Raw genomic sequence first — 12,356 nt, 5'->3', positions numbered from 1 at the left:
AAAGAATGAGTAAGGGAAGAGGTTTAACAGTAACTCCAGCACCTCATGTTAAAGATGACGATTCAGTTTCTAAAATTATGTATAACGTTGTTTTAGCATTAGTGCCAGCATTAGTTATTGCTGTTAGAACTTTTGGTTTACATGCTTTATGGTTAATATTAACTTGTACTATAACGGCTTTAGTTAGTGAAGCATTATTCCAGAAGATTAGGGGAGTAGAAATTACAATTGATGATGGAAGTGCTCTAGTAACTGCTTTATTATTAGCAATGAGTTTACCTCCAGAGTTACCTTTATGGGTAGCAGTAGTAGGAACTGTAGTAGCAATTGTTTTAGGTAAACAGATATTTGGTGGATTAGGTTATAATTATTTTAATCCAGCATTAATCGGAAGAGCTTTTTTATTAGCATCTTTTCCAGTATTAATGACTACTTGGGAGAAACCATTTGTTGATGCTCAATCTCAAGCAACTCCTTTAAATTTAATGAAGATGCAAGGGGAAATAACGCCTTATAGTGATTTGTTTATGGGAACAGTTAGTGGTTCTTTAGGTGAAGTTTCTGCTGTAGCTATCTTATTAGGTGGATTATACTTATTATATAAAGGTTATATTGATTGGAGAATTCCATTCAGTTATTTAGGTACTGTTGTGGTACTGATAACTATTTTAGGGCAGGACCCTATCTTTCATTTATTAGCAGGAAGTTTATTAGCAGGTGCTTTCTTTTATGCTACAGATATGGTAACCACTCCAATTACTAAGAAAGGACGCTGGATTTTTGGAATTGGAGCAGGAGTTTTATTAGTATTAATTAGACTTTATGGTGGTTATCCAGAAGGGGTTTTATATTCGATTATTTTAATGAATATGTTTGTACCAATTATTGATAAATATACTCTTCCAACTGTATATGGGGAGGTGGCTGAATAATGGCTCAAGAAGATTCTAAAGTAGCAATGGTTGCTGTATTAACTATTATTATGATTGTATCAGCTACAGTTTTGACTTTTACTTTTGCGCTTACTAAGCCTAAGATCGATGCTTATGCAGCTAAAATGAAGAAGCAAGCTATTTTAAATGTACTTCCAGGGGCTGTAAAGTATGAAACAGTAAATAAAGATGGTCTTGAATTATATAAAGGTTATGATGATAATGGTAATTTAGTAGGAACAGCCATAGAGACTGAAGGACCTGGTTTCCAGGGGATTATTAAGATAATGTTAGGTATGGATCTTCGAAATGATAAAGTTTTAGCAATTAAGATTTTAAGTCATTTAGAAACACCTGGTTTAGGAGCAAGAATAACTGAACCATCGTTTGAAAATCAGTTTGATAATAAATCATTTTCCGATAATTTTAAAGCAAAAGATGATGTAGAAGCAATTGCTGGTGCAACAATTTCTTCACAAGCAGTTAGTGATATTATTGAAAATACTATTGAGAAGGTTAAATCTGTAGAGGGTGGGGGTGAATAAATATGTCATTATGGAAAGAATTTTTCAAGGGTTTATGGGATGAAAATCCGGTTTGGATCTTGCTTTTAGGAATGTGTCCTACTTTAGCGGTAACTAATACAGCTGTTAATGGTTTGGCCATGGGGCTAGCTACTGCTTTTGTGCTATTAGGTGGTGGGATAGTTAACTCTATCTTTAAAAAGGTAATTCCACATAAGGTTCGGATCCCTTGTTATATCGTAGTAATTGCTACCTTTGTAACGATTGCTGATTATGTAATGGCAGCTTATTTCCCAGAAGTTCATAAGCTTTTAGGTTTATTCATTCCATTGATTGTGGTTAATTGTTTAATCTTAGGACGTTCAGAATCATTTGCTACGCAAAATCCAGTCCATTATGCAATTTCTGATGCCTTAGGAATGGGTGTTGGTTTTACTTGGGCCTTAACTTTCTTAGGTATTATTAGAGAAGTATTTGGATTTGGAACAATCTTTGGAGTACAGGTAATGGGAGATTGGTTTACACCTTGGATTATTATGGTTTTACCAGCCGGTGCTTTTTTAACTTTAGGAGTAGTTTTAGCAATCTTTAATGCAATTCGGAATGACTCACCTGCTGGAGCTTAATTTTATTAAATCTAACTAATTAAAATTATTGAATTAACATAGAAGGAGGTTAACCAATTATGGAGTTAGCACTTATATTTATTGGAGCAGCCATTACTAATAACTTTATTTTAGCCAGATTTTTAGGCATTTGCCCATTTTTAGGTGTTTCCAAAGAGATTCCTACTGCTTTTAGTATGGGTTTAGCTACAACCTTTGTAATGACTACTTCAGCAATGGTAGTTTGGTTTGTTCAAACTTTTGTTCTTGATGCTTTTGGTTTACCATATTTACAGTATGTATCTTTTATTTTAGTAATTTCATCCTTTGTGCAGTTAACAGAAATGGCAGTAAAGAAGATTAGTGAACCGCTGTATAAAGCTTTAGGAATCTTCTTACCATTAATTACAACTAATTGTGCGATTTTAGGTTTAGCTTTGATAATTCCTTTAAAAGGATATAGTTTCATTGAGAGTACTGTTTTTGGATTCGGTGCCGGGGTTGGTTTTACTTTAGCTATGGTTTTAATGGCAGGAATGCGAGAGAATTTAGAATTCGCTGATGTTCCTGAACCACTACAAGGAGCTCCGATGACTTTACTTATAGCCGGTATGATGGCTATGGCATTTATGGGTTTTTCCGGTATGATTGCAATGTAATAGTAATTCCTTAATATGTTTGATTTCAATTAGGAATTACGATATAGTATTGATATATTTTGTAATTAATTCTAGCTTTCATCGTCAAACGGAGGTGAGATAATTAATGGATTATATGAGTTTGTTGAAAACAGCAGTGCCAAGTATGGCAATTTTAGGTGGAGTTTTTGCTGGTGGACTGACGATTGCCTCAGTAAAATTAGCTGTAGAAGTAGATCCTAGAATAGAAGATATTGAAGATGCTCTACCTGGTGCTAATTGCGGTGCTTGTGGAGAACCAGGTTGTGGTAGTTTTGCTGAAGCAGTAGTAGAAGGTAATGTGGAAGTGGACGGTTGTCCTGTTGGTGGTAGTGAAGTAGCTGACAAGATAGCAGAAATTATGGGAGCAAATACTGGTGATGATAGTGTTGGGAGTGTAGCTCGGATTTTATGTCATGGTGGTAATCAAGAAACATTCAAACGTTCACATTATCAAGGAATCCAAAGTTGTAAAGCATCTGATATTGCTAGCAATGGTAATAAATCTTGTGCATATGGATGTTTAGGTTTTGGTGATTGTGCAGCAATCTGTCCATTTGATGCGATTGAGATGAATGATAATGGCTTACCAGAGATTATTGATGAGAAATGTACTGGTTGTGGAAATTGTGTGGATGAATGTCCTAAAGAAATTATCACTTTGGCTCGTGAGGATAAAGAAGTGCATATTCAGTGTAGTTCGCATAATGAGGGAAAAAGTGTTAAAGAAGTATGTAAGGTAGGATGTATTGGCTGTGGGATTTGTGCTAAAAAGTGTCCTGTAGATGCTATAACTATGGAAAATAATTTAGCTGTTTTAGATTATAATGACTGTATTAATTGTGGGGCATGTGTTAAAGCTTGTCCAATGGATACTATTAATGTTATTGAAACAGATGCAGAATTGAAGAAGAAAAAGAAAGATAAGAAAGATAAGAAAAATAAGAAAAAAGATGATAGGCCTGATTTAAAAGTTGCTTCATCTGATGAAGATGAAGATGAAGATAAAACAGAAGATAAAACAGAAGATAAAACAGAAGATAAAACAGAAGATAAAACAGATGACGAATCTGCTGCAATAGATGAGAGTGGATGTAAAGTGAAAATTACTGAAGCCTGTGCAGGCTGTACTGTATGTGTGGAGGAATGTCCTGTAGAAGCTATTAGTGGTGAAGCAGGAGAAATTCATGAGATTAATCCAGAGGTCTGTGTTGAATGTGAAAATTGTGTGGATGCATGTCCGACAGAGGCAATAGAAGTAGATTAAAATAAAATTAAATTTAAAATTATTGAGAAAGAGACTTTGGTGACAAAGTCTCTTTTTTACATTTAATAATAATAAAAAGAAGTGAATTATTTCATAATTAAATTTTCAGTAAATTTAATCAATTTAGTATTTTGTGATATATTTTAATATATTTATCCATTTATATCATATACTAATAATATATGGTAATAAAAGGAGGTGAGATTTCAGGAGTAGGCGAGAAGTGATAAATAGGATGAAGTCTTATTAGGCAATGTTTAGAGGTATTAATGGTTTGGTTTTAATTTTTATTCTAAATATTTTTAAAATTCATTAAAAAGAGGGATTGTTATGATAAACTTATCAGCTGTAAAGAATAAGAACCAGGGATTTAAAGAGAAGATTGAAACAGAGAGTGGTCAAAGTATAAAAAGTTGTTATCAATGCGGTAAGTGTACTGGAGGATGTCCACTTAGTTATGCTATGGATTATGCTCCTAGACAGATCGTTCGTATGGTTCAATTGAATATGAAAGATAAAGTGTTAAACAATTCAACGATTTGGTTATGTGCTACCTGTTCTACTTGTACAGCTCGTTGCCCTCGAGAAGTAGACTTAGCTGCAATAATGGATTCATTAAGAATTGAAGCTAGACATGAAGGAGTAAAGCCAAAAGAAAAAAATGTTGCTTTATTTCATGATGTCTTTTTAAATTCAGTTAAGAAGGGCGGTAGAGTTTTCGAAATGGGTATGACTATAGAATACAATATGAAAAGCGGTAACTTAATGCAAGATGCTGAATTAGGTCTACCGATGTTTTTGAAGAATAAGATTAGTTTGACTCCAGATAAGATTAAAGGGATTAATGAAGTTCAAAAAATATTTAATAAGGTTAGACGAATGGAGGGTGATAAGTAATGAAGTACGCATACTATCCAGGGTGTTCTCTCCATTCAATGGCTGAAGAGTATAATATGGCTACTGAGTTAGTTATGGAAAAGTTGGATGTAGAGTTAAGAGAGATTCCTGATTGGAATTGCTGTGGATCTACTCCGGCTCATACTACTAGTCATTTGCTTCCTTTAGCTTTACCTGCTAGAAATTTAGCAATTGCTGAGAAGGAAGGACTTGATGTAGTAGCCCCATGTGCGGCTTGTTATAATAGATTTAAAGCAGCTAACAAAAAGCTTGCAGAAGATAGTGAATTAAAGAACACAGTTAATGATATCATTGAAATGGATTATGATGTTGATATTGAAGTTTTAAATTTAATTGAAGTATTTGAAGATGGAATCATAGATTTACTTAAACAGAAGGTTAGTAATGAGTTAAGTGATATTAAACCTGCTGTTTATTATGGATGTTTATTAACTAGACCTCCTGAGGTAACAGAGTTTGATGACACTGAAAATCCGCAGAGTATGGACCGACTAATGAAAGTAATTGGTACTCAACCAGTTGAATGGACTCACAAGGTTGAGTGTTGTGGCGGAAGTTTAGTAATGCCACGGGGTGAAATAGTATTAAAATTAAGTAGAGATATATTAAATGCTGCAAAAGAAGCAGGTGCTAATTGTATAGTAACTGCTTGTCCGTTATGTCATGCCAATTTAGATATGCGTCAAGAACAGATTAATGAGAAGTATGGTAATGACTTTAATATGCCTATATTCTACTTTACGCAGCTAATCGGTTTAGCTTTAGGCGTTAGTGCTAAAGAGCTAGGACTTAAGAGACACTTTGTTGAATCTGAAGAGTTATTAGGGTCACTAGTTGGATAAATTCTAAAAAGCAGGAGAGATGATTTATGAAACGAATAGGAGTATTTGTTTGTTGGTGTGGTTCTAATATAGCAGGTACAGTTGATGTAGAAAAAGTATCTGAAAGAATAGGAGAACTACCAAACGTTGTATATTCTTGTAACTATAAATATACTTGTTCAGAACCAGGACAGGAAGAAATTAAACAAGCTATTGAAGAGCATAATTTAAATCGAGTAGTAGTAGCTGCTTGTTCACCAAGAATGCACGAGCCTACTTTTAGAAAGACGATAGCTAGTGCTGGATTAAATCCATATACATTAGTAATGGCTAATTTACGAGAGCAATGTTCTTGGGTTCATCATGATGAAGATAAAGCTACTGATAAGGCAATAGCTTTAGTAAGAAGAGCAGTGCAAAAAACAGAATTTGCTATTCCATTACAGACAACTACTGCTGATGTAACCGGAAGGGCTATGGTGGTTGGAGGCGGTATTGCCGGTATCCAGGCTGCATTAGATTTAGCTGATTCCGGTCATGAAGTTGTAGTTGTGGAAAAAGAACCGACTGTTGGAGGTAAGATGGCACAGTTAGATAAGACATTTCCTACTTTAGACTGTTCCATCTGTATTTTAGCACCTAAGATGGTTGATGTATCAGGACATCCAAATATAACCTTATATGCTTATTCTGAAGTAGATAAGTTAGAAGGGTATGTAGGTAACTTCAAGGCTACTATTAAGAGAAAAGCTAGATCTGTAGATGAAGATAAATGTATGGGGTGCGGGATCTGTTGGGAAAAATGTCCAAGCTCAGTTGCTAATGAGTTTGATATGGCCTTAGGAGATAGATCAGCTATCTATATTCCATTTCCACAGTCGGTACCAAGTGTACCAGTAATTGATAGAGATAACTGCTTATACTTTAAGACAGGTAAATGTGGCGTTTGCCAGAAGCTATGTCCTAAAGATGCAGTCGATTTCGAACAAGAAGCTGAATTTGTAGAAGAAGAAATTGGAGCAGTAATAGTTGCTACAGGTTATGACCTTTATGATCCAACTGGATATCCAGAGTATAACTATGACAAGTATGATGATATAATTACTGGTTTACACTTAGAGAGATTAATGAATGCTTCTGGTCCAACAGGAGGAAAAGTCAAAAGGCTTTCTGATGAGAAGAAACCAGAGCATGTTACATTTATTCAATGTGTAGGTTCAAGAGATGGCCAAAAAGGTCATGAGTATTGTTCTGGAATCTGCTGTATGTATACTGCTAAACATGCTACATATCTTAAAGAACATTATGATATAGATTCTAGTGTATTTTATATGGATGTACGGGCTTTTAAGAAAGGTTATGAAGAGTTTTATAAAAGAACTGTTGATCAGTTTGAGGCAGATTATGTGCGAGGACGGGTTTCTAGAATATATAAACAAGGAGATAAATTAATTGTCAAAGGTGAAGATACAATGTTAGCTGAACAAGTTGTTTTAGAGACTGATATGGTTGTTTTAGCTACAGCAGTAGAAGCTAATTCAGATGCTCAGCAAGTAGCACAAATGATGGGGATTTCTTATGATGAGAATAGATTTATGACAGAAGCTCATCCTAAATTAAGGCCAGTAGAAACTAATGCTGCAGGTATCTTTTTAGCTGGAGCATGTCAAGGGCCTAAAGATATTCCAGAAACTGTAGCTCAAGCCAGTGGTGCAGCTGCTAAAGCGATTAATTTAATCTCCAAAGATGAAATTGAGAATGATCCAATGACTGCCGTATGTAATACTAGTAGATGTTCAGGTTGTTTACGTTGTGTACCGGTTTGTCCATACTCTGCAATTTCTGAAAAAGAAATTACAGAGCGAAATCATGGTAAAGAGGGTACTCGCATGGTAGTAGAAGTTAATGACAGTCTATGTGCTGGTTGTGGAACTTGTTCTGCTACTTGTAGACCTGGTGCCATGAACTTGAAAGGATTCTCTAATGAACAAATTCTGGCGGAGGTGGAAGCTATATGTCAATAAATCCAAAGCCTAATCAAGAAGATTGGGAGCCTGTAGTAGTGGCTTTTTGCTGTAATTGGTGTAGTTATACTGGAGCAGATTTAGCTGGTACTAGCAGACTAGAATATCCTTCTAATATACGAATTATTCGAGTGCCTTGTTCTGGACGTGTAAACCCACAATTCATATTAAAGGCTTTCCAAAAAGGTGCAGATGCATTGTTGGTGGCTGGCTGACATCCTGGTGACTGCCACTATGATAGTGGTAATTACTTTACTCGTAGGCGTTATTTAGTCATGAAACGTCTTCTAGAGTATGTTGGTTTTAATCCAGAACGTCTATATGTTAAGTGGATTTCAGGTTCTGAAGGACAGAAATTTGCTGATACTGCAACTGAAATTGTTGAAAATATCAAAAAATTAGGGCCGAATAAGAAAATGAGGGATATGCAATGAGTAAAGAGACGGAATTAGTGCGTAATAAAGCTAAAGAATTGTTAGACAATGATGAAGTAGAGTTAGTTCTTGGCTATAAAGAGGGAACTTACGCTTGTCGTACGACTCCTCTTTTTGCTGACACTGTAGAGAAGACAGAAAATCTGTTATGGAATCCTTTTTGTGTTAATAATTTACCTAAATTATTAACTAAAAAAGAAGATCATGATGAAGATAAGATAGCAGTTTTTGTTAAAGGTTGTGATTCTCGAGCAGTAGTTAGATTACTACAAGATAATCAAATTAAGCGGGAAGAATTGAAGGTAATAGGTCTTCCTTGTGCTGGAAATATAGATATTAATAAGATTAAAGGTAAGATTGATATTACGACTATTACTGAAGCAAAAGTAACTGATAGTGAAGTTATAGTTAAGACTGAAAGTGGAAGCGAAAACTTTTCTAGAGAAGAAGCATTACTTTCTAGATGCTTAGATTGTAGTTTTCCTAATCCAGTTATTGCTGATAATGTAATTGGTGATGAAGTTAATGAGTTACCACAAGATAAGGATAGGGACAAGGAGGTAGCAGAATTAGCAGAAAAATCAGCAGAAAAAAAGGATGAATTCTGGGGAGAACATTTTGATAGATGTATTAGATGTTATGCATGTCGAAATGTTTGTCCTGCTTGTACTTGTCGAGATTGTGTATTTGACCGAGATGAAAGATCTACTTGGTTGGCTAAAGGAAAGAGTCTTTCTGATAATGAAGCCTTTCATATCACACGTACTTTTCATGTAGCAGGAAGATGTATAGACTGTGGAGAATGTGAAAGAGTATGTCCAGTAGGGCTTCCAATTCAGAAGTTAAATCGAAAAGTAACTTTAGATATGGATGAATTATTTGGAATCAATGAAGTAGCTACTAATGAAGAGGAGATAGATAATCCGCCTCCTTTAGGTACATTCTTAACAGAAGACCCGGAGGAATTTATGTAAGAACTAAACAATTTAAAGGAGGTTTATTGATGACTGTTAAAGCACTTACTAAGGATAAGTTAAGTGATTTTTTAGATTCTTTAATGTTGGGTAAAAGAGTAATTGCCCCTGTAGAAGCTGAAGATGATGTTTTATTATTTAAGGATGTGGATTCAAGTGATAAGATAGCCTTTGAATATCAGAATACTGTAACGCCAGTCAAAGATTGGTTTTTTACACAAACTGAAGAATTATTTAAATTCAAAAATGAGATTACTGAGTTAGAGATTGAAGATTTGCCAGCAGCAGAGCAAGAGCATGTGGTGTTTGGAGCAAGGCCATGTGATTTAAAAAGCGTTGAATTATTAGACTTAGTTTTTGATGAGGATGGAAAATTTAGTGATTCATTCTATACAGATAAAAGGGAGATGACGACTATTATAGGGCTTTCTTGTCAAAAACCAGGGCCTTATTGTTTCTGTAATAGTTTAGAGGGACTTTCTCCAACTGAAGCTTGTAGTGCTGATATAATGTTAACTGAAATAGATAATGATTACTTAGTAGAAGTATTAACAGATAAAGGTGAAGAGTTAATTTCTAATAATAGTTCATATTTTAATGATAAGTATTCTGAATCTGATAAAGAAAAGAAGACTGAAGAGATGAATAATAAAATGAAGTTATCAGTAGAGATTGATAATATTAAGGCACGAATGGAAGAAGTATATATGGATGACTATTGGGAAGAGTTATCTTTGAAATGTTTGGGTTGTGGAGCATGTACTTATGTTTGTCCTACTTGTCACTGCTATGACATTAGAGATTATAGCAGAGGAACTGAAGGCATTAGATATCGTTGTTGGGATTCTTGTATGTTTCCTGATTTTACAGAAGCAGCAGGAGATCATAACCCACGTCCGACTAGGAGAGAAAGAGTTAGACAACGTTTCATGCATAAATTAAGATTCTTTGATGATCGTTATGGTGACGCAGGATGTGTAGGGTGTGGGCGTTGTATAGAGAAATGTCCAGTGAATTTGGATATTACTCAAGTCATTTCTGATGTAAAGGAGTTGGCATAGTTTATGTGTAATTGTGATAATCCATTAAGACCATATTCAGCGACGATTATCGATGTGAGAGATGAGTCAGCAGAAATAAAGACATTTAAAGTTGTGTTAGATGATGAAGAAATGATGGAAAACTTTAATCAAGAACCAGGACAATGTGCTCAACTTTCTATTATGGGTGTTGGAGAAGCTATGATTTCCATTACTTCTCCTCGGACTAGAAGTGAATATTTAGAATTCAGTATTGCAGCAGTAGGTAAATTAACTGATGTTATTCATGAATTTGAAGAAGGAGATAAAATAGCTTTACGAGGGCCATTAGGAAATAACTTTCCATATGAAGATATGAAAGGAAAAGATTTAGTATTTATTGCTGGAGGAATCGGTTTAGCTCCATTACGGTCTTTAATTAATTTTGTTTTTGATAATCGTGAAGATTATGGACATATAGATATCATTTATGGAGCTCGTTCTCCAGAACATTTATGTTTTAAAGATGAAATTTTTAATGTGTGGCCTGAAATTGATGATGTAGATGTTCACTTAACTGTTGATGATGCTGATGAAGATGATGATTGGGATGGAAGAACAGGATATGTTCCCGATTATTTAAAGGATATCGATCCTAATTCAGAAAATAAAATGACCGTTACTTGTGGTCCACCAATTATGATTAAATTTGTTTTAGAGGCACTACAGGAAATGGGTTTTGAAGATGAACAGATTATAACCACTTTAGAGTTAAATATGAAGTGTGGCATTGGTAAATGTGGTCGCTGCAATATAGGTAGTAAGTATGTCTGTCTTGATGGGCCAGTATTTGATTTAACAGAATTAAAAGAATTACCGATTGACAAGGAGTTTTAGTAATAAATTGAGAAGTAGTATTGATAAAGGGACTTTGATATCAAAGTCCCTTTTTATTTATTTAATGAATAGATATTTATTTTAAAAGATTATATTGGCACCAAGAAATAGCAGTTTACTGCTAAAATAAAAATAATTATATAAAAAATTAGAATAGAAGCAGGAAATTAGTGTTAAAATCAAGAATAAAATTAGATAGTGAATATATTCTTAAATTAGAATTAAATTATTTCATTAGAATTGGGAGTAGTATAATATTTAATGAAAGTATAATTCTGTTATTCTCAAAATTAAATTTACTATTATTAAGCATATAATATATGACATATATTATATATAGTTGCTATTATCAAATGATTAATTTATATTAAGTTTGATGGAGTACATCAAGACAAATAGATATCAAGAAAGGAGGAAAGTATTAATCTAGACGTTGGTTTAAATAAACAAGCAATGTTTTTAGTTAAAGGGGAATTAGTACTATTAAATATAATTCATAAATAGGAATTAATTGTAGGAAATTACGGACTGGGGTGTAAATAATGATTTTTAATAGTCAAGATAAAGAAAGTTATGTATATAAAATGTTTCAATCTATTGCCCCAACATATGATTTATTAAATAAGCTAATGTCATTTGGGCTTGATAAGTATTGGCGCTATTTTGTTGCCAAGCAAGCAGATTTAAAGCCAGGAAATAAAGTACTAGATGTAGGAGCAGGAACAGGTAGATTAAGTTTAGAGTTAGCTAGGTCTATGGATGATCAAGGTACTGTTGTTTGTATGGATTTTAGTGAGAATATGTTAAAGAAAGCAGAAAAAGATTTGGAAGATCATAAATACTATGATTCACTTGAGTTTAAAGTAGGTAATGCAATGAATATTCCGTTTTCTGATAATGAATTTGAAGTGGCAACTAATGCTTTAGTCCTAAGGAATGTTGAAGATATTTCAACAGTATTATCTGAAATGACAAGAGTTATAAAACCAGGAGGAAAGGTTATTTCTTTAGATTTAGCTAAACCTAAAGTAAAACTATTTAAATATATATATTACTTATATTTAAATAATATCGTACCATTATTAGGAAGAATTATCTATGGTAAGCGCGGGCCTTATGATTACTTACCTAAATCGTTAAAAGAATTTCCAAATCAAGATAAATTATCACAAATTCATAAAGATGTAGGGCTTATCAATGTACAATACTATGAATTAACTGGTGGAATTGTTGCTGTTCATGTTGGCGAGAAGCCCCACTAGTA

Annotated in this window: 13 protein-coding genes; all 13 read left to right on the top strand. The window is 33.9% G+C overall.

The window, feature by feature from the left end:
- Window positions 1–5 precede the first annotated feature (5 nt).
- Entirely contained in the window at window positions 6–932 is a 927-nt protein-coding gene (locus tag B5D41_RS07285) for an RnfABCDGE type electron transport complex subunit D (protein WP_078809968.1), read from the top strand.
- Window positions 932–1,477: an RnfABCDGE type electron transport complex subunit G gene (locus B5D41_RS07280; RefSeq protein WP_078809967.1), complete on the top strand. Its 546-nt coding sequence runs from the start codon at window positions 932–934 to the stop codon at window positions 1,475–1,477. The genes B5D41_RS07285 and B5D41_RS07280 overlap by 1 nt, the downstream gene beginning before the upstream one ends.
- A gap of 2 nt (window positions 1,478–1,479) precedes the next feature.
- The gene (rsxE, locus tag B5D41_RS07275) at window positions 1,480–2,082 is read left to right on the top strand and encodes an electron transport complex subunit RsxE (protein ID WP_078809966.1); all 603 of its coding nucleotides are present in this window, start codon (window positions 1,480–1,482) and stop codon (window positions 2,080–2,082) included.
- 59 nt (window positions 2,083–2,141) lie between these two features.
- Window positions 2,142–2,720, top strand: coding sequence for an electron transport complex subunit RsxA (gene rsxA / locus B5D41_RS07270; RefSeq protein WP_078809965.1), 579 nt, complete (start codon window positions 2,142–2,144; stop codon window positions 2,718–2,720).
- A 106-nt stretch (window positions 2,721–2,826) separates the two neighbouring features.
- Window positions 2,827–4,005 (top strand): RnfABCDGE type electron transport complex subunit B, encoded by a 1,179-nt coding sequence (locus B5D41_RS07265; RefSeq protein WP_078809964.1) that lies wholly within the window; start codon window positions 2,827–2,829, stop codon window positions 4,003–4,005.
- Between the two features lie 330 nt (window positions 4,006–4,335).
- Window positions 4,336–4,902 (top strand): 4Fe-4S dicluster domain-containing protein, encoded by a 567-nt coding sequence (locus tag B5D41_RS07260; protein ID WP_078809963.1) that lies wholly within the window; start codon window positions 4,336–4,338, stop codon window positions 4,900–4,902.
- Window positions 4,902–5,765, top strand: a complete 864-nt coding sequence (locus B5D41_RS07255; protein WP_078809962.1) for a CoB--CoM heterodisulfide reductase iron-sulfur subunit B family protein — start codon at window positions 4,902–4,904, stop codon at window positions 5,763–5,765. The genes B5D41_RS07260 and B5D41_RS07255 overlap by 1 nt, the downstream gene beginning before the upstream one ends.
- Before the next feature lie 26 nt (window positions 5,766–5,791).
- On the top strand, window positions 5,792–7,768 hold the full coding sequence (locus B5D41_RS07250; RefSeq protein ID WP_078809961.1) for a CoB--CoM heterodisulfide reductase iron-sulfur subunit A family protein: 1,977 nt from the start codon (window positions 5,792–5,794) through the stop codon (window positions 7,766–7,768).
- Window positions 7,759–8,202 carry a hydrogenase iron-sulfur subunit gene (locus B5D41_RS14385; protein WP_159442917.1) on the top strand — a complete coding sequence of 148 codons (444 nt, stop codon included), beginning with the start codon at window positions 7,759–7,761 and terminating at the stop codon, window positions 8,200–8,202. Before B5D41_RS07250 ends, B5D41_RS14385 begins: the two co-directional genes overlap by 10 nt.
- Window positions 8,199–9,176: a 4Fe-4S binding protein gene (locus B5D41_RS07240; RefSeq protein WP_078809960.1), complete on the top strand. Its 978-nt coding sequence runs from the start codon at window positions 8,199–8,201 to the stop codon at window positions 9,174–9,176. Before B5D41_RS14385 ends, B5D41_RS07240 begins: the two co-directional genes overlap by 4 nt.
- Window positions 9,177–9,205: 29 nt before the next feature.
- Window positions 9,206–10,237, top strand: a complete 1,032-nt coding sequence (locus B5D41_RS07235) for a 4Fe-4S dicluster domain-containing protein (protein ID WP_078809959.1) — start codon at window positions 9,206–9,208, stop codon at window positions 10,235–10,237.
- A gap of 3 nt (window positions 10,238–10,240) precedes the next feature.
- Complete coding sequence (locus B5D41_RS07230; RefSeq protein WP_078809958.1) at window positions 10,241–11,092, top strand: FAD/NAD(P)-binding protein; 852 nt, start codon at window positions 10,241–10,243, stop codon at window positions 11,090–11,092.
- Between the two features lie 542 nt (window positions 11,093–11,634).
- Window positions 11,635–12,354 (top strand): bifunctional demethylmenaquinone methyltransferase/2-methoxy-6-polyprenyl-1,4-benzoquinol methylase UbiE, encoded by a 720-nt coding sequence (gene ubiE / locus B5D41_RS07225; RefSeq protein ID WP_078809957.1) that lies wholly within the window; start codon window positions 11,635–11,637, stop codon window positions 12,352–12,354.
- The last annotated feature ends 2 nt before the right edge of the window (window positions 12,355–12,356 follow it).

The organism is Selenihalanaerobacter shriftii (genome assembly GCF_900167185.1).
Taxonomy (GTDB): Bacteria; Bacillota; Halanaerobiia; order Halobacteroidales; family Acetohalobiaceae; genus Selenihalanaerobacter; species Selenihalanaerobacter shriftii.
Note: the sequence above shows the minus strand (reverse complement) of the source record. Positions and strands in the feature narration are given on the sequence as shown.

Excerpts from the sequence above, each read along its gene's own strand:
- B5D41_RS07285 (WP_078809968.1), top strand. The coding sequence starts at position 6 with ATGAGTAAGGGAAGAGGTTTAACAGTAACTCCAGCACCTCATGTTAAA.
- B5D41_RS07280 (WP_078809967.1), top strand. The coding sequence starts at position 932 with ATGGCTCAAGAAGATTCTAAAGTAGCAATGGTTGCTGTATTAACTATT.
- rsxE (WP_078809966.1), top strand. The coding sequence starts at position 1,480 with ATGTCATTATGGAAAGAATTTTTCAAGGGTTTATGGGATGAAAATCCG.
- rsxA (WP_078809965.1), top strand. The coding sequence starts at position 2,142 with ATGGAGTTAGCACTTATATTTATTGGAGCAGCCATTACTAATAACTTT.
- B5D41_RS07265 (WP_078809964.1), top strand. The coding sequence starts at position 2,827 with ATGGATTATATGAGTTTGTTGAAAACAGCAGTGCCAAGTATGGCAATT.
- B5D41_RS07260 (WP_078809963.1), top strand. The coding sequence starts at position 4,336 with ATGATAAACTTATCAGCTGTAAAGAATAAGAACCAGGGATTTAAAGAG.
- B5D41_RS07255 (WP_078809962.1), top strand. The coding sequence starts at position 4,902 with ATGAAGTACGCATACTATCCAGGGTGTTCTCTCCATTCAATGGCTGAA.
- B5D41_RS07250 (WP_078809961.1), top strand. The coding sequence starts at position 5,792 with ATGAAACGAATAGGAGTATTTGTTTGTTGGTGTGGTTCTAATATAGCA.
- B5D41_RS07240 (WP_078809960.1), top strand. The coding sequence starts at position 8,199 with ATGAGTAAAGAGACGGAATTAGTGCGTAATAAAGCTAAAGAATTGTTA.
- B5D41_RS07235 (WP_078809959.1), top strand. The coding sequence starts at position 9,206 with ATGACTGTTAAAGCACTTACTAAGGATAAGTTAAGTGATTTTTTAGAT.
- B5D41_RS07230 (WP_078809958.1), top strand. The coding sequence starts at position 10,241 with ATGTGTAATTGTGATAATCCATTAAGACCATATTCAGCGACGATTATC.
- ubiE (WP_078809957.1), top strand. The coding sequence starts at position 11,635 with ATGATTTTTAATAGTCAAGATAAAGAAAGTTATGTATATAAAATGTTT.